Here is a 16,255-nt window from a genome sequence, read left to right as displayed (position 1 = left end):
GAGTCGAACCTACGACCTTCGCATTACGAATGCGACGTTATTACATTTTTACCTCTTTAAAAACCTACTCTTAGAACACTTAATACATTATAAAACATTGAGTTATAAAAAACACCTGTTGATAAAAATTGACAGGTGTTGATGTTTATTCCCTCATTTTACTTACACTAGCCATTACATTATGGTGGTGTAACATTTCTCATCTGGAGCCCCAAAATGGCACTTCCAAGACAAAAACTCACCTTCGAGCGCATTCGAAAATTTGCTTTATCTGAAGGAAAAACCCAGGCATTTCTTTGGGATGCGGACGTAACTACCCTGGCATGCCGGGCAACTCGTGGAACAAAAGCTTTTGTGTTCCAAAGCGTATATGCGGGAAAAACCCTTCGCATGACCATTGGCAACATTAACGATTGGAGGATTGATGATGCCAGGGCCGAAGCCAGGCGGCTGCAAACATTAATCGATACTGGGATAGATCCGCGTATAGCTAAAGCAGAAAAAATTGCTAAAGCAGAATCACAGCAGGCTGAATCCCGTAAAACGAAGGTAACCTTCTCAAGCGCTTGGGAAGATTATCTTCAAGAACTGAGAACCGGAATCAGCGCAAAAACTAAACGTCCTTACTCTGCACGCTATATTGCCGATCACGTTAACTTGTCCAGCCGTGGAGGCGAAAGTAAAAAAAGAGGCCGGGGCCCAACCTCGGCTGGACCATTGGCTAGCTTGCTCGACCTACCGCTATCGGAACTAACATCAGAGCACATTGCTGCATGGCTAAGTACAGAAAGACAAAATCGGCCTACCGTCACTGCTCATGCCTACCGTCTGTTGCGTGCATTTATCAAATGGGTTAATTACCAGAAAAAATATCAGGGAATAATCGATGGCGATCTTGCACAAGATCATAACGTGAGAAAAATGGTTCCAGTATCAGCGAGTAAAGCGGGAGACTGCTTACAAAAAGAGCAGTTAAAAAATTGGTTTCAGGCTATTCGTCAACTCAATAACACAGTTGCATCAACTTACCTTCAGGTGCTTTTACTCACCGGAGCGCGACGCGAAGAAATTGCGTCACTTCGGTGGTCTGACGTCGATTTCAAATGGTCAAGTATGCGGATTAAAGACAAGATCGAAGGCGAACGTATCATACCTCTCACTCCTTATGTCGCTCACCTGTTAAGCGCACTGGTGCAAACACCAAATTCTGACGTAAATAAGGAGGATTGGGTTTTCAGGAGTAATAGCAAAAGCGGCAAAATTATTGAACCGCGTTCAGCACACAATCGAGCCTTAGCTAAGGCTGAATTACCACACATCAGCCTACATGGATTACGTCGTAGTTTTGGTACGCTTGCCGAATGGGTCGAAGTGCCAACTGGCATAGTTGCGCAGATTATGGGTCATAAGCCTAGTGCTCTTGCCGAAAAACATTACCGACGCCGTCCATTGGATTTATTGAGGAAGTGGCATGAAAAAATTGAGATCTGGATCTTAGAACAGGCTGATATTTAAAAACAAATCGATGTTGATTGGTGTTGATTTTATTATAAATCAATAAGTTATAAATAAATCGCTTAGTTGACATCACTAAGCTTTGTGGTGACAATTCTTCCACTTTAATACATTAACTCAAAGAGGATACATTGAATGAATAATCCAGCTTTTGTCATACCAGAGCGGGAGATGCTTATCATCATAGATTCAAATGCTGAATCAACACGTCCAGAAGTTAATTGGGCCGAATGCCAGGCACAGGTTAACACTCTGTTTAAAATTGCCTATAGTGAAACTAAATGCTTCATTGCTCGTGCTAAGGTAAGATTCTCGCAGCACATGAGAAGTATTAGCCGTACAGTTTTGCAATGTTTCTCATCCCCACGTCTTCAATCCAAAAACCGTGCTTCAAGATCTCGTCGTAGCCATAGCGCTTCACGGAGCAGTGGCCGCTCAGCCAAATCAAGTGATAGTGACAGTTCCCCCTCGGACCCCTTACCTCTTCATAACCTATCTCTAAGTCTTGATTTAAATCTCTCATCGCTTTTTTCACTTTTTAGCATGGCTCATACCTCCATCGACGAGGTGATCAAATGAGCGGTATCCTGTTATCTCAGTTAACTAAAGATATTCCTGCATCTCCTCTTATTTCCGTTAAGGAACTCGCCATGCTTCTCGGACGAAAGCCTCAGACTATCAGGAAGTGGCTTTGCCAAAATTCATTGCCTGAAGGTCTACCAAGACCAAGAAAGTTAAATAACCAAAACTGCTGGCTAAGAACCGATATTGAATCCTTCATTGCGGCGATGTTTTCAAGTAACAGTAACTTCTGAGGCAAAAGATGGACAAAATTCCTTACCCAATTGATGCCTTTCCAACAATCATGAGAAATGCTGCGTATGAAGAGCAAAATATCACCAAAGCTCCCATGGCAATGATAGGGTCTGCAATGTTGAGCGCAGTATCCTTAGCTTGCCAAAGCAAAGTTGATGTAGAAAGGCCTGGAGGACTTAAAGGTCCAACATCTCTTTTTTTTGTTACAATCGCAGAATCAGGCGAACGAAAAAGTGTAATTGACAAAAATGTATTTTCTGCGATACATGAATGCGAAAAAATGTTCGCGCAGCAACACGCCGAAGAAATGAATTGGTATTCCGGTGCCGTTGAGATCTATGAAGCAGAAAAGAAAGCTCTATTTGCAAAATTAAAAATGCAGATAAAAAAAGGTCTTGATACCTCTCAAACCAAAGGCGATATCGATGAATTAAATTCAAAAAAACCCGTCCTTCCCAGTTCACGCAGATTAATTATGAGTGACACCACTCCAGCGGCATTAAAAGATCATTTATCTGGGGAAGGTCGATCGGTCGGCATTCTCTCAGATGAAGGTGGTGTGGTGTTTGGTGGTTCGGCACTGAATAATCCTTCGCTCATCAATACAATATGGAGTGGCGGGGATGTACATATTGACAGAAAAAACAGGCCACCACTGACTATAACTGATGCAAGAGTCACATTATCAATTATGGTTCAGCAAAATTTATTGAATACATTTCAAAGAAGCAATAATAAAATTGCAAAGGATTCAGGATTTAATGCCAGATGCCTATTCAGCCATCCTGTATCAACTCAAGGGTATCGGCAGATAAATAACCCCGTAACATCCAGAGAACATATGCCAATTTTCAGTGAACGAATTAAAGAATTAATTCTATCTAATCAGCACAATGATAGAATCATGTTGCAGTTTTCACCAACAGCCGCCAGCGCATGGATCGACTGGTATAATTTCGTTGAAACTCAAATTGCTTCAACAGGAGAACTTTTTGAGATCAGAGATTGTGCATCAAAAATTGCTGAGAATACAGCAAGAATCGCGGCATTGCTCCATTTCTTCAGAGGTGATGAAGGCGATATAACCCCTATAGCGATGGATGCGGCTGAAATAATCAGCTCATGGTATCTTGAAGAGTATCAACATTTCTTTTCAAGTGGCAATAATAGCAACGATGAAAATGAACTATTCGACTGGATTATCAATTATTGCCGTTACCATGGTCTGGCACGTTTGAAGAAAAACATCATTCTTCAATATGGACCAGTTCGACTTAGGAATAAAAAGGCTTTAGAGCCATTGCTGAATAATCTTGCGTATACGCAGAAAATCACTTTTGAAGCGAGGGGAAGAACGACTTACTTAACCCCAGTAAACTCAGGATCATGGCATTTATAAACTCAATAGAATGAATCTAATTGCAGAGTGATTTTTTCATAAAAAACAAACTCACAGTGAAATAAATGACAAAAAATCAAGTTGGATAGGTATTATTATACCTGTGTTTTACTATTTATATCTATTCATCTTGTTATATATGCATCATACAACATCAACTGAACTAATACTTATAGATAGATAGGTATATACTATGAAACAATATCAAGGATCACATGGTCTTCATGTGGCAGCTTGGCGTGATAGCATAATTGATGTTCTTGACAATGCTTCAAATGAATTTAGTCGCATTATGGCTTTACGAGTAGATCTTCATTACCCAAGGATACTAGATAATGGTGACACTGTTTGCTGCTTCCCTAATCTCAAATCTGGTGAGATATCAAGATTCATCAACTCACTTAAAGCAATGCTTGCTGCCCATGAATATCGGAGAGCTCAAAATGGTGCCAGAATCTACCCAAATACTTTACGCGAGATCTGGGGCAAGGAGTACTCTCAATCAGGAAAATGCCATTATCATATCTGTCTTATATTCAATAAAGACGCATACTACCATCTTGGTAGCTATGATGATGATTGCCTTAGAGGCATGATTATAAATGCCTGGTACAGTGCATTAAGATTACAGCTTGAGGATAACCCAGGACTGGTTCATTTCCCTGAAAACGGGAGATATATTCTCGACAGAAATAGTCCAAGTTTCATTTTTGATTACCATGAGCTACTAAAACGTCTAGAATATCTAACCAAGGTTGACTCAAAGGTTTTTGGGGAAGGTGGCAGGAATTTTGGGTGCAGTCGGGGTTAATCATTTAACTAGGCCTTGTTAATATGTATAACAAGGCCTTAGGCTCAACTAACCTACAGAAGACGAATTAACTCTTCCCGCGAAATCCTGCGACGATGTACCTCATCATGGCAAACATTACAGAGAGTAATTAAGTTATCCAGTGTATTTTCTCCGCCATCAGCATGATGTTCAATGTGATGTAACTCGAGGAAGGTTCTGGGGTCATTAGCGATTTTACGGGCATGAGACCAATGGCAGTGCCTACATGCATGATGGTCGCGTTCAAGTACAGCGACACGTACAGGATCTGGAATCTTTCGGTCATGCACTTCAGCCTGTCGATCTTCCTCGAGTAAATAAGCTCCGACTTCTAGCTCCGGTCTACCTGAATTTTTGGTGGCGATTGGCCAGCCATCTTCTGTTCGTAGCTCACGTGTTCGTCGCGCCCATTCCTTGCTATCGTTTGCAAGGTATCGTAGTTCTTCGCCAGTCACGGGACGGCCAACATTCTTACGCAGATAAGACAGAATTTTATCTTTCGTGGAGATCTTGCTTCGTCTGAGAACATTCGCTTCATTCCAACGCAGGGCTGCTTCCCTGTCCTGTTCTGCTGCCATCAGTGCATAAACGTCGGTTTTAAGAACGTTAATCGCACTGGCATGGAGCTCTTCCGGTGTCACCTCTCCTTGTTCGATCATTTCCTTCAACGTAGCGCCGCTTAATACGGACCAACCAAACTGCACACGCAGCTCTCTGATCCTTCTGGCATATTCACTGATACCCGCAACAACCATCAGTTCATCACCATGGATGATGACGCCGGGATATTTGAGTAAATAAGCCAGAATTCGGTCACGGGCTGAATTGCAATTCTCATTATTCATCAAAGAACTGCCTAAATCCCGCAACAAATGATTGGCGGGGATTAGTGCCAAAACCTGTTCCCGTAAGGAGTCGTCCTTGAGCTTAAACTCAAAGTCGGTAATCAACGCCAGAAGCTGTTTACGCAGCGTTTCCGGTACGCTCTTCTTCGATCTTCTCGCCATTTTGAATTAGGTATTCCATTAAATTGAGAACGTAAGTCGCAATCTTTTGCGCAAAAACCGGCGGTACAGCATTGCCAATTTGTCTTGCGATTTCGGTTTTTGAACCCACAAAAACAAATTCATCCGGGAAACTCATCAGGCGCGCGGCTTCACGATGCGTAATTGGACGATGTTGCTCTGGATGTAGATAACGCCCCTTCTCAGGCTTAAAGAACTCCGTGCGGATCGTGACAGAAGGCCGCTCCCACCACAAACGGCCAAACAAATCCGTGCCACCCGAAGTTTTTTTAATCCAGCAGGCAGGGGTAATGTCAGGTCTATTCTTTTGCAAATCAAACCGGTTTCCCCCTACCGGAACTGCACGATAGCGTTCCTGCGAAAGGGCAGTTGGATTTCGACCAAAGTGGAGATCTAATGGGGGGGGGAGATCACGCACCTCAGTCCCAACCGGTTCAGGCAAATCGCCTATAAAATCTCGGACTGTCAGCCAGGCTGGTAGATCCGCACCCTTATCAGGATTCTGGTGCGACTGCACAGGCGGGAACGTTGGGATGCTATTCAGCAGGAATCGCTCTTTTTTAATTCCAATTGCAATAGCACGTTTGCGCGTCTGCGGAGCCCCGTAGTCGGCCGTGTTAAGGACAGAAGGATTCAGAAGCAGAAACCCCATGCTTTCAGCACGAGCACAGATGTCCTGAAATTCATCACTGGATAAAAGACCCGGAACATTTTCCATCACAAATACAGAGGCAGAAGACCTCTCGATGATATCCATATACGGTTCCCAGAGTGCACGTCGATGGTCCCCTTCCCGGTTCTTATTGAGTAGGCTGAATCCCTGACATGGCGGGCCACCGATAACGATATCAGCCTCAGGAATGCTGTTTTCAGCAATCCACTCTTCGATGTTCGCTACAATGCCATGCTCGCCAAAGTTGGCATTGTATGTGCTAATAGCCGCCTTATCATTGTCCAGAGCCAGTACACTTTCAAAATGAGCGCCATTTTCCCCCTTCATGAAGCCGCAGGATAAACCGCCAGCACCACAAAACAGATCGATGACTTTTAATTTATTGATTTTGCTCATTAAAATAAAACCCTAGTTCCAGCATGATTCGTAGCTGATAAGTGTATCATAAAGTGAAGCTGTATGTATTTACAGTAACAAAGCTATATGTTGTAAAAAATGCTTGGAAGCATATAACTAATCTCACATCCCTTAATATTGATGAAAAGCAGTTCGCTTCTCGCTCAAAGCGGACTGCCGAGCCATCTCGTTTAGGGACAAAAGTAAGCTAGATTCCTAACTTTAATTCGTCTGTTTAGGATTAAAATTTCTAAAGGTTAACGCCTCAAATTCGGATACAGGATCGCTGCATCCGATGACTTTTACTGGCTATGTACAAAATTATTAACCAAAAACAAGCTTTCAAAGATCATATTTCATATTAAACCTTGATCGTATGAGAAATTCAATTGATGTAAAACCTCTGTTGGCTGATACTCTCTTCTATATCGACCGACACCATTAAACCGTCCTGTTTCGGAAATAAGATGTAGGTTCTTTCTGGCTCTAGAACCAATGACATAAAGCAATTTTTTAGCACTTTCAACAGAACGGTCATTAAAATTCGGAACCAGGTCTTGAAGAAGGCCGAAGGAAATAACAACATCATATTCTCCTCCTTTTACTCCGTGTATTGTTGACACTTTAATACCAGTTCTGGGTTTAAATGCTTTACGAAAAGCATCAATGTCAGTTGCAAAAAATGCATTCTCTTTTCTTAGTCTATCAATTCTATTTTGTGTACTATTGAAAAATGATTCGTGATGTTCTTTTAGCATTGGATAAAGTGTGAAATCAATTCCTAACTCACTAAATAGCGCTCCAAAAAATGTCCGAAGATAAGCTAAACCATCGTGTTCATCTATCGAAATAGAATTTACTGCCTTTAGGAAATTTTTGGGGAGTATAGAATGATTATTGACCAACGCAAGTTCCATATCATTTAAGATATCGGAGGCCCACCGAAGACGCTTAACATACATATTAGGTGATGGCTCTGTTAAGATAATTTGTGTCAACTTGAACCAAAAATTATCAATGTCTCTTGAAAAAGGAACAAGACCAGGACCATCGAAATTATAATCAGGCAATCTGTTTACCAAATTACGAGTTAGTGCAGCCAAATGCATCCACCAAGGTGCTATGACACAAATTTCCTTCTGAGAGATGCCTAGAGTTTGAACGCTATGCTCAATATGTCTGCTAACTTGCTCAACTAAGTTATCCTTTTGGGTGATATTGTCATAAGTAATAATGCTAGGATGGTTACGATGCTCACCTTCAGCAACAGTTGCACTAGGGGTAACATTAAAATTACTATAATAGTTTATAATTTTTCTAGAACTTCTATAGTTTTTATCTAAGGACATCGGAGTAAATGACACTTCAGCTAGCTGCTCAAGTTCCAAACGAGTAATTGCATAGCCACCAAGAGAACCATAAATAGCTTGATTTGGATCTCCAACAATGAAGGTTTTAACTCGACACTGGCTAGCTTTTATAATACTTGCAACAATTGAATACTGAATTTCTTTCGTATCCTGATACTCATCAATAAGAATATAAGAGAATAAATTTGCTAGAATCTTAGCAACAGCTGATTTATTTGATAGGATTTCATAAGCAAAATATAAAATTTGCTCAAAGTCTATTTGACCATTTTCCGCAAGATGGTCGTGATAGTCACCTAATACTTTTCTTACGAGTGATACCTTACCTCCTGCGCCAGTTAATGTTAATCCTCGGGGAGTATAGTAATGGCTGCACTCACCATACCAAATACGTTCGGTACGAATACTAGAACATATTTTGGATATTATTTCCTCTGAGTCATAAGAGTTAATTATTTTAAAACCGTTTTTCAGTGTATCATGATAGATACCATAAGGTTTTAATATCCATTCTAAGCAAAACGAATGAATAGTTCCGATCCATAGCTGAGATGCATCAATTCCAAGAATTTCAATTCGCTCGCGAATCTCATCAGCTGCTCGATGGGTGTAGGTAATGGCAATGACCCATTTTTTAGGGTCCTTTAAACTTGAAAGCTCAAAAGCAATTTTGTAGGTAAGCGTCCTGGTTTTACCACTTCCAGGACATGCAATTAAGAAAACATTATTCGGCTCGCAAATCGCTGCTATCTGCTCGTCATTTAGATCATCTTCATCCCACAGAAACATAATTAGATCCTTGTCAAAATACCGTTTCTCTCACGAGAAAAATCGTTCATTAGATTGACCTTGAGTGCATTTATGTCACCATCAGTTAGACTAAATGCCTCCCATTTTGGAGTGAATATTGCTAAACCACTCTCATAAGGGGCCAAGTATGTTTCCCATTCCTGCTTTAGTGCCACATTATCTTCAGCATTCAGCTTTTCGATGATTTCCTTGCCCAATTTGACACGTTCAATAATCGAGTAGTAGCGGTGCTTCAGTATTTTAAAAATAAGTCCTCTACTGAACTCACCGTGTGCAAATTTGATAGCATCAAAAATATAACTAGGAATGACTACCTCAAAATCAATAGCTTTACCTAAAGTAAGGGCAAACCAGCCTTTACCTTGATAATTTGCCATAGTTAAAGCTCTTGATCCTGAGATTGCGATATCGGTTGAAGATAGTTCACGTACAGCCGTATCTATCGTATCTTGTTGTGTATACACATCTGTAACGATTTTCTTGAGATAGTAACTGTTCGATGATTTTATGAAATCAACCTCAAACGTATGCTCTGCGTAAAAAGTCGAAACCCAAGGGTTATTTTGACAATAGGTATCTAGTTTTAATTTCCGAGCAAATCCTGTATCTTGAGAACCGATAGCTTTTCTTTTCTTTTTTCTATCTTGCTCACTATCTGTCGGTAAAATAGTAGTATCAAAAAAAGCTTTATCAAGGTCTGTTATAATGCTGCAACGCTTTTTAATCCTCTCATTATCAAATAGCATTGCAATATTCTCAAAGCCAGTACTTCTAATGTTGACAAGAGTAATTCCAATCTCATCCAAACTTAATCCTAAGACTTTTTTCAGCAGTATCGGAATAAGAAATTCCTCTGCATCTCCTTCGACTAAAACAACACTTCGGGAAAAAAGCAAATTACTCCGGATAGCATCAAGATACCGCTGAACGAATCCAACTTGCTCTTCAGTAAGCCCTGCTGCCGGTTGAAACACCTCACAGGCACCATCAACAAACCCAATGATATTCATATTGCTAACATTACTTACTTCAGATATATTTGATGAGTGAGTTGAGTATATGATCTGTGTATTTTGATAATTGATATTGTCGAAAAGTGATTTTTGAATATGAGTATGTATGTGGGCTTCTGGTTCTTCAATCAATAAGAAGTTTGCAATTGATTGATTAGCATGTTGGTATTGGAATTCAAGTAGTTTTAACGTGAGAAATAACAGATTGGCTCCACCTAAACTCATTTCATTGATTGTTCCCTCGTAACCATCATTTGACTCACCAACAAAAAGTTTCAATGACTGAAAAAGCTGGTCAGCATCATCTGTTAAGCCAGAACGAATCGAAATAGAGTCAGGAGAGTACGTATCGCCCACTGTGTCACCAATAGTACTAACAATATCATCACGGACATCACATATCTCTGTTAGACCTTCAATGTTACTGTTTAATGTCCCAATTAAATCAGCAATAGGCTGGAAGTCATCATGGCTAATCCCTCCCGACTTACGTTTTAATAACGTAAGTAAGGGGTTGGTTCTATTACTATGAAAGTCAGATACTACATCCCTTAAGGCTTTAATAAAAGTAAATGAAACTTCATTTGGCATATTAAGAATATTTGGTAATTTTATCCCGATTTCAGAATTATTCAATCTTTCCGGAAATATGACTCTTTCGAAGTCACCAACTATGTTTTTGTATGCAACCGGATCATTGAAATCAGCAATACTTTTGCCAGTCAGGATGGTTTCATAGTCATCAATATTTATAATGTCCAAATAATTTTCTAAAGCATCCACATTCCCTTGCGGAAGTTGTGCCAGTGCTTGGCGGATGTTTGCCTTAGGTCTGAATATCAAGTTGTATGTTGCTCTAGTTACAATCTCATCTTCAGCATTTCCTAAACCATGAAGGAATAGAGACTGGCTAGCTTCATCGCTAGCAATATCACTAAACTCAATACTAATAATGATCCAATGGCCCCGCCAGTTACCTAACGTCCTGCAAAAATCCCCTTCAGCGAGCTTAGTGGCAGAACGAGGCATTGAATTATCGAGTAATAATCTCATTGCTCGGAATAAGTTAGTTTTACCAGAACCATTCTCACCAATAATTGTATTTATTTCATTATTGAAAAGTAATTTTACATTTTTAAAGTTTCTGTAATTTACTAGGGATAGCTTTGTAATGTGCATACGTCCTCTGTAACCTGATTTTATTTCTAGGGAAATATTGGAACTGGTACTAAATCAACACGGTTGCAGCAATCACTTTGCAGCATTTCTAAAATTTGGTCAACATGCTATCTCTTCAATAAGGTTCTCGGGAGGCTCCAAGCTTTTGTGGTGTACAAACAAGTCCGTTCCTAGCACGGAGCGAACATGCGTATCAAACTCTTCGGAACTCTCATGGATCCCTTTTATTGTCGGATTATCCACCCAACGACGCAGGCCATCATTTCCTCCAAATTACCAGAATCAGTGTTCCATACTTGGCTCTGATAGCAAACTACCTTGCGAACCTGCACCCTCAAAGTAATACAGTACAGACTTAGCACTGTCTGGCCTAGGCATATAACCACCTGTGAGGAGGAGTATGAACAAGCACTATATTGGTCAGTCCGTAATCTAAACACTCGTTGCTTTATTAAAAGATTCCAAAAAATCTCACGCCTTCATTACCTCTGTGAACAATCGGAATACTTCATTCCGTCCCTATCATTTCACAGGAGTAACCATGTCCGATGCCCCCGATACACTAGCTAGTACTGAGGCTTTACGCTCACAACTTTCATTCTTACCCCAACACGCTTGCGACCGAATTCTTTCAAGACTTCAGCACGCCATTCATTACGAACCAGTAATCGGCATCATGGGCAAAACCGGTGCCGGTAAATCTTCTCTCTGCAATGCACTGTTCCAGCAGCCGGTATGTCTGACCAGTGATCTAATGGCCTGCACCCGCGAGCCGCAACGACTGGTGCTGACCGTTGGTGAACGTAGCATGACGCTGGTTGACTTGCCGGGGGTGGGAGAGACTCCGGAAAAGGATGAAACCTATCTCTCACTGTACCAGCAACTGCTTGCTGAACTGGATTTGATGATATGGGTCCTCAGGGCCGACGACCGTGCACGGGCAACGGATATTGCCACACATCGGGCTCTGCTGAACGCCGGTGCCGACCCATCGAGATTTCTGTTTGTGCTGTCCCAGGCAGACCGGGTACGGCCAGTACCTGATGGCGATGAATGGCAGGCACTTCCGGATGCAGAGCAATGCCTTTCTCTTGCCGTTATTAGCTCGATGGTTGCCGGACAGCTTTCATCCTCTTTCCCCGTGATGGCGGTGTCTGCGCACACTAGCTACAACCTGTCAGCCCTGGTAGAACTCATGGTGCATGCTTTGCCTCCACAAGCCAGTAGTACAGTCTATCGGCAACTGAAGTCTGAACATAAAAACGCTGAAAGCGACTCCGCTGTGCGGCAGCAATTTGGTGAAATAGCTGGCAGCGCATTTGATTCCGTCATTGATTCAAACTCTCTGCCTTCCGGATTGCGGGTTTTGCTATGCCGGTTACGTGAAAAATTGGTGCAGTTAGCAACCAGCCTCTGGGACAAACTCTTCGGCTGAATGCGGCTATTCAGGGCCAAAAATCAATTGTTCAAAAATTGGTTCATCGATCTATAAAAACGATCAATAATGACATATCGATCGTTTTTATCTATTAAAAAATCGATAAATCATCCCTCTATTGATCGCTTTTACCTATCAAAAACAAGGGTATTTTCCTCACAGAAGTCTTTAGGAGTCTGGCAGGTAGGGAGACAGGAATAACGACATGGACATTAATCACACATCAGCGTTTTATCCGCTCGTTATCCCCTCGTGACTACTCCTGATCAATCCACAAGGTGATATATGAAAATTCAGACAGCCATTGCAATTGTGTTATCTGCCGCTTCGGTATCGGCTCAGGCTGGTAATTGGGCTGTAAAAAACGGCTGGTGTCAGACTATGACTGATAATGGTCAGGCACTGGTGATGCTGAAAAATGACACTATTGGCATATTCGGACAGCTTCAGGGTTGTCCTAATGGTCCGCAGGAATTAATGGGGAGCCGCATTAGTGTCAACGGCAATATGGTTCCCTCTTCCCAGATGTGCAACCAGCAAACAGGATTTAAAGCAGTTGAAGTCGAAGGGGGTCAGGCTACTACGGCAGCTAAAAAAGCGATTGTCTCCATTGCCAGCCAGGAGGTTTCAACCCTGCAAGTTTTTGGCGGACAAATGACTTTCACTCGTGGCGACATGATGAGCGTCTGCCCGAAATACGTCTCTGCTCTTCCCACCAGCGCAGGGAGCAGTTCACCAGAGATAAATAAAGGTTCAGTAATGAAAGCAGCCAAACAGGCATATACAAAAGAGTATGACAGCGAAACCGCTGAGGCCGCAGATTTTGGCAGCTATGAAGTGAAGGGAAATACCGTGGTATTTGAAATCTACAATGCTGGATACCGCACATACGACAAGGTAGTGGTCACTGTTGGCAATGATGGCAAGGCCACAGGTGCAAAAGTGGAATATATGGGTCGTTAACAGATTCGAATAACGTAGTTCGCAGTATCAGAGGCCATGTTCTTTCGGGAGCATGGCCTCTTTCTTTTTATGCCGATGAATTCAGAAAAGGAGTTATTTATGCGCTTAGCTTCCCGCTTTGGCAGGGTCAATCTTATCCGTCGCGACCGTCCATTAACGCGCGATGAAATGATGAACAACGTTCCCAGCGTATTCAGCGCTGAAAAGCATGAATCCCGTAGTGAACGATATACCTGTATTCCAACTATTACTCTACTTGAAAGCCTGCAACGGGAAGGTTTTCAGCCGTTCTTTGCCTGTCAGGCCCGAGTTCGCGATCCCGGTAAACGTGAGCACACTAAACACATGCTTCGTCTGCGTCGCGAAGACCAAATCACAGGTAAGCAGGTGCCCGAGATCATTCTGCTAAACAGCCACGATGGCTCAAGTTCATACCAGATGCTACCAGGATTATTTCGTGCAGTTTGCCAGAATGGGCTGATATGCGGTGAGAGTTTTGGCGAGGTGCGCGTACCGCATAAAGGAAACGTGGTAGAGAAAGTGATTGAAGGAGCTTATGAAGTGCTTGGGGTTTTTGACCGAATTGAAGAAAAGCGTGACTCAATGCAAAGCCTCATGCTTCCTCCTCCGGCTCAACAAGCATTTGCGAAAGCGGCGTTGACCTATCGTTTTGGAGAGGAGCATCAGCCAGTAACCGAAGAACAAATCCTTGCGCCACGTCGCTGGCAGGACGAATCCAGCGATCTGTGGACCGTGTTCAATCGGCTACAGGAAAACCTGATAAAAGGTGGTTTGAGCGCTCGTACTGCCCAAGGCAAGCGTAGCCATACCCGCGCAGTGAAAGGGATCGATGGCGATCTGAAGCTTAACCGTGCTTTGTGGGTGATGGCTGAGCAAATGCAGCAGGCGCTGGGCTGAAGAGACTGCCGACTGAAAAAGGAGGATAAATGAGCACTGTAATATCACTGATACCCGCATCCGCTCCCGTCGTACCACTAGCCTTAACGCCATATGCACAGCGAACAATTCAAAGGGCCTTGAACCTGCTGGATAAACACCTGCGACAGCCCGGCGTGTCATTCCTCTCCGCAACCGAAACCCGTGACTGGTTGCGGTTAAAGATGGCTGTGCTGGAGCGGGAAGAGTTTGTCGCTCTGTTTTTGGATAACCAGCACCAGTTGCTGGCCTGCGAAACTCTGTTCACCGGCACCATCAACCATACAGAGGTCCATCCTCGCGAAATCGTAAAGGCAGCTCTGCGGCATAACGCAGCAGCGGTGATCCTCGCGCATAACCATCCCTCCGGTATGGCAGAGCCCAGCAGGGCAGACCGACTGCTCACCAGCAACCTACAAAACACGCTGTTACTGGTTGATGTACGGGTTCTCGACCATCTCATCATCGGCCACCGGGAGATCGTCTCGTTTGCCGAGCGGGGATGGCTATGAAAATCATCAGCAAGCGCCATGCGATGATGCTTTACCGCCAAACGCCCGGTTCACGTCTGGCAACGTACTGTAAAGGTCGTTACCGCTGGACCGGTAGCGTCTGCCATTACACTGGTCGCCACGTCCAGGATATCAGCGGCGTACTAGCCGTTTTTGCTGAACGTCGTCAGGACCGCGACGGCCCGTATGCCATCCTGCGTAGCGTGACACTACGATAAGTCTGGAATATCACGATGACTAAAGAACCTGTTCAGGAACACGTTTGGGGTTTACACAGTCAAACCGTTCCATCATTCAGCGCCCGGTTAGTTCAGGAAGGTCGACGGCTGCATTTTCTGGCCGACCGTGCCACGCTTCCCGGCACATTCAGCCCGGAACAATCCGCAGCGCTGGATGCGGTCTTCCCAGCATTAATCCGGGATATGGAAACCGCTCTGCTTAGCGGCAAACTCGACCCACGTGAGGCTAAACAATACATCTATATCCGCAACGGTTTCGCCTGCGAGTCAGATACGTTGGGGAGTTGCGGTTACGTTTACATCGTAATTTATCCTCAATCAGAAACCAGCTAGAACTTCCTCAATACTCATTTATCAGGACTCAACGCATGCAAATTTCAACTGCACCGACCACGGAGCCTGTTTCATCACGCCTGTCGCCTGTCGAGGTCTGGCAGATACTACTCAAACATCTTCTGGCACAACACTATGGTCTGACCCTTAATGACACTCCGTTCAGCGATGAAAGCACTATTCGTGAACATATCAATGCTGGTATCTCACTCAGCAACGCAGTGAATTTTATCGTCGAAAAATATGAGCTGGTACGTACTGACCGTAGTGGATTTACGATTATGGAGCAGTCTCCCTTCATCAGCAGTATCGACATTCTTCGTGCCCGCCGAGCCACTGGATTGATGAAACGTCAGGGTTATATATCCATCAGCAATATCACTACTGGTCACCTTCTCCAGGAGCGACATTTACGATGATGATTCCAGCCCCACCCGAGAAATATGCATCTGTAGCCGATGCATAACACTTCATTCTCCTAATCCCACCACCCGCGCCAGCCTTTCTAACGCTGGCGTTTTTTTGTTTGCACATAAACACAGCTATAGCTATTCCCGCTATTAGTAGCGGGAATAGCTATAGCATGAATTTTATTCGTAAAAATCAGGGAGAAAATAGCCCAGCGTTTGGCTAGCTAACTGAGGAAAACTAGATCGCTGAGAAGAATTTTGCGTTGATTAACGTAGATTAAATTCGCTTACACCCGCCGTTACATTGATTAAGGCTGGCCTATGAAAAGAAGGAGGATATTCGCCTAACTACTTGATTTAACTGGTGCCGATAATAGGAGTCGAACCTACGACCTT

At 43.1% G+C, this 16,255-nt stretch carries 15 protein-coding genes; 11 read left to right on the top strand and 4 right to left on the bottom strand.

The annotated features are described in order from the left end of the window. The first annotated feature begins 201 nt into the window (after positions 1-201). From FDW94_RS22970 to FDW94_RS22955, 4 genes are all read left to right on the top strand, one after another. Positions 202-1,515 carry a site-specific integrase gene (locus FDW94_RS22970; RefSeq protein WP_249358692.1) on the top strand — a complete coding sequence of 438 codons (1,314 nt, stop codon included), beginning with the start codon at positions 202-204 and terminating at the stop codon, positions 1,513-1,515. A 575-nt stretch (positions 1,516-2,090) separates the two neighbouring features. After that, positions 2,091-2,330, top strand: a complete 240-nt coding sequence (locus tag FDW94_RS22965) for a helix-turn-helix domain-containing protein (RefSeq protein WP_074187937.1) — start codon at positions 2,091-2,093, stop codon at positions 2,328-2,330. 8 nt (positions 2,331-2,338) lie between these two features. After that, positions 2,339-3,730, top strand: a complete 1,392-nt coding sequence (locus FDW94_RS22960; protein ID WP_137378313.1) for a YfjI family protein — start codon at positions 2,339-2,341, stop codon at positions 3,728-3,730. A gap of 193 nt (positions 3,731-3,923) precedes the next feature. Next, positions 3,924-4,541 (top strand): inovirus Gp2 family protein, encoded by a 618-nt coding sequence (locus FDW94_RS22955; RefSeq protein ID WP_137378312.1) that lies wholly within the window; start codon positions 3,924-3,926, stop codon positions 4,539-4,541. A gap of 53 nt (positions 4,542-4,594) precedes the next feature. Here the strand turns inward: FDW94_RS22955 and FDW94_RS22950 are convergent, their stop codons facing one another. The 4 genes from FDW94_RS22950 to FDW94_RS22935 all read right to left on the bottom strand — a co-directional run bounded on the left by FDW94_RS22950 (position 4,595) and on the right by FDW94_RS22935 (position 11,028). After that, on the bottom strand, positions 4,595-5,569 hold the full coding sequence (locus FDW94_RS22950; RefSeq protein ID WP_137378311.1) for an HNH endonuclease: 975 nt from the start codon (positions 5,567-5,569) through the stop codon (positions 4,595-4,597). Then, positions 5,526-6,656, bottom strand: a complete 1,131-nt coding sequence (locus tag FDW94_RS22945) for a DNA cytosine methyltransferase (protein WP_137378310.1) — start codon at positions 6,654-6,656, stop codon at positions 5,526-5,528. The genes FDW94_RS22950 and FDW94_RS22945 overlap by 44 nt, the downstream gene beginning before the upstream one ends. Before the next feature lie 356 nt (positions 6,657-7,012). Continuing rightward, entirely contained in the window at positions 7,013-8,815 is a 1,803-nt protein-coding gene (locus tag FDW94_RS22940) for an ATP-dependent helicase (protein ID WP_137378309.1), read from the bottom strand. A gap of 2 nt (positions 8,816-8,817) precedes the next feature. Continuing rightward, the gene (locus FDW94_RS22935) at positions 8,818-11,028 is read right to left on the bottom strand and encodes an AAA family ATPase (protein ID WP_137378308.1); all 2,211 of its coding nucleotides are present in this window, start codon (positions 11,026-11,028) and stop codon (positions 8,818-8,820) included. Between the two features lie 541 nt (positions 11,029-11,569). On the opposite strand from FDW94_RS22935, the gene FDW94_RS22930 reads away from it, so the two are divergent. The 7 genes from FDW94_RS22930 to FDW94_RS22900 all read left to right on the top strand — a co-directional run bounded on the left by FDW94_RS22930 (position 11,570) and on the right by FDW94_RS22900 (position 15,868). Next, on the top strand, positions 11,570-12,463 hold the full coding sequence (locus FDW94_RS22930; RefSeq protein ID WP_137378307.1) for a GTPase: 894 nt from the start codon (positions 11,570-11,572) through the stop codon (positions 12,461-12,463). A 288-nt stretch (positions 12,464-12,751) separates the two neighbouring features. Then, positions 12,752-13,429 (top strand): hypothetical protein, encoded by a 678-nt coding sequence (locus FDW94_RS22925; protein WP_137378306.1) that lies wholly within the window; start codon positions 12,752-12,754, stop codon positions 13,427-13,429. Positions 13,430-13,528: 99 nt separating this feature from the next. Further along, positions 13,529-14,347, top strand: a complete 819-nt coding sequence (locus FDW94_RS22920) for a DUF932 domain-containing protein (protein ID WP_137378305.1) — start codon at positions 13,529-13,531, stop codon at positions 14,345-14,347. Between the two features lie 29 nt (positions 14,348-14,376). Then, a complete protein-coding gene (gene radC / locus FDW94_RS22915) occupies positions 14,377-14,877 on the top strand; it encodes a DNA repair protein RadC (protein WP_137378304.1) in 501 nt (166 codons plus the stop codon). Further along, positions 14,874-15,095 carry a DUF987 family protein gene (locus tag FDW94_RS22910; RefSeq protein ID WP_137378303.1) on the top strand — a complete coding sequence of 74 codons (222 nt, stop codon included), beginning with the start codon at positions 14,874-14,876 and terminating at the stop codon, positions 15,093-15,095. The genes radC and FDW94_RS22910 overlap by 4 nt, the downstream gene beginning before the upstream one ends. Positions 15,096-15,110: 15 nt before the next feature. Next, complete coding sequence (locus FDW94_RS22905) at positions 15,111-15,449, top strand: type IV toxin-antitoxin system YeeU family antitoxin (protein ID WP_137378302.1); 339 nt, start codon at positions 15,111-15,113, stop codon at positions 15,447-15,449. 35 nt (positions 15,450-15,484) lie between these two features. Further along, positions 15,485-15,868 carry a TA system toxin CbtA family protein gene (locus FDW94_RS22900; protein ID WP_137378301.1) on the top strand — a complete coding sequence of 128 codons (384 nt, stop codon included), beginning with the start codon at positions 15,485-15,487 and terminating at the stop codon, positions 15,866-15,868. Positions 15,869-16,255: the final 387 nt, after the last annotated feature.

The organism is Citrobacter sp. wls757, from assembly GCF_005280935.1.
In the GTDB taxonomy this organism is placed as follows: Bacteria; Pseudomonadota; Gammaproteobacteria; order Enterobacterales; family Enterobacteriaceae; genus Citrobacter; species Citrobacter portucalensis.
This window is presented reverse-complemented; position numbering and strand designations above follow the sequence as displayed.

What these genes read in the sequence shown, in the direction of transcription:
- FDW94_RS22965 (WP_074187937.1), top strand. Translation starts at nt 2,091, where the DNA reads ATGAGCGGTATCCTGTTATCTCAGTTAACTAAAGATATTCCTGCATCT.
- FDW94_RS22960 (WP_137378313.1), top strand. Translation starts at nt 2,339, where the DNA reads ATGGACAAAATTCCTTACCCAATTGATGCCTTTCCAACAATCATGAGA.
- FDW94_RS22955 (WP_137378312.1), top strand. Translation starts at nt 3,924, where the DNA reads ATGAAACAATATCAAGGATCACATGGTCTTCATGTGGCAGCTTGGCGT.
- FDW94_RS22950 (WP_137378311.1), bottom strand. Translation starts at nt 5,569, where the DNA reads ATGGCGAGAAGATCGAAGAAGAGCGTACCGGAAACGCTGCGTAAACAG.
- FDW94_RS22945 (WP_137378310.1), bottom strand. Translation starts at nt 6,656, where the DNA reads ATGAGCAAAATCAATAAATTAAAAGTCATCGATCTGTTTTGTGGTGCT.
- FDW94_RS22940 (WP_137378309.1), bottom strand. Translation starts at nt 8,815, where the DNA reads ATGTTTCTGTGGGATGAAGATGATCTAAATGACGAGCAGATAGCAGCG.
- FDW94_RS22935 (WP_137378308.1), bottom strand. Translation starts at nt 11,028, where the DNA reads ATGCACATTACAAAGCTATCCCTAGTAAATTACAGAAACTTTAAAAAT.
- FDW94_RS22930 (WP_137378307.1), top strand. Translation starts at nt 11,570, where the DNA reads ATGTCCGATGCCCCCGATACACTAGCTAGTACTGAGGCTTTACGCTCA.
- FDW94_RS22925 (WP_137378306.1), top strand. Translation starts at nt 12,752, where the DNA reads ATGAAAATTCAGACAGCCATTGCAATTGTGTTATCTGCCGCTTCGGTA.
- FDW94_RS22920 (WP_137378305.1), top strand. Translation starts at nt 13,529, where the DNA reads ATGCGCTTAGCTTCCCGCTTTGGCAGGGTCAATCTTATCCGTCGCGAC.
- radC (WP_137378304.1), top strand. Translation starts at nt 14,377, where the DNA reads ATGAGCACTGTAATATCACTGATACCCGCATCCGCTCCCGTCGTACCA.
- FDW94_RS22910 (WP_137378303.1), top strand. Translation starts at nt 14,874, where the DNA reads ATGAAAATCATCAGCAAGCGCCATGCGATGATGCTTTACCGCCAAACG.
- FDW94_RS22905 (WP_137378302.1), top strand. Translation starts at nt 15,111, where the DNA reads ATGACTAAAGAACCTGTTCAGGAACACGTTTGGGGTTTACACAGTCAA.
- FDW94_RS22900 (WP_137378301.1), top strand. Translation starts at nt 15,485, where the DNA reads ATGCAAATTTCAACTGCACCGACCACGGAGCCTGTTTCATCACGCCTG.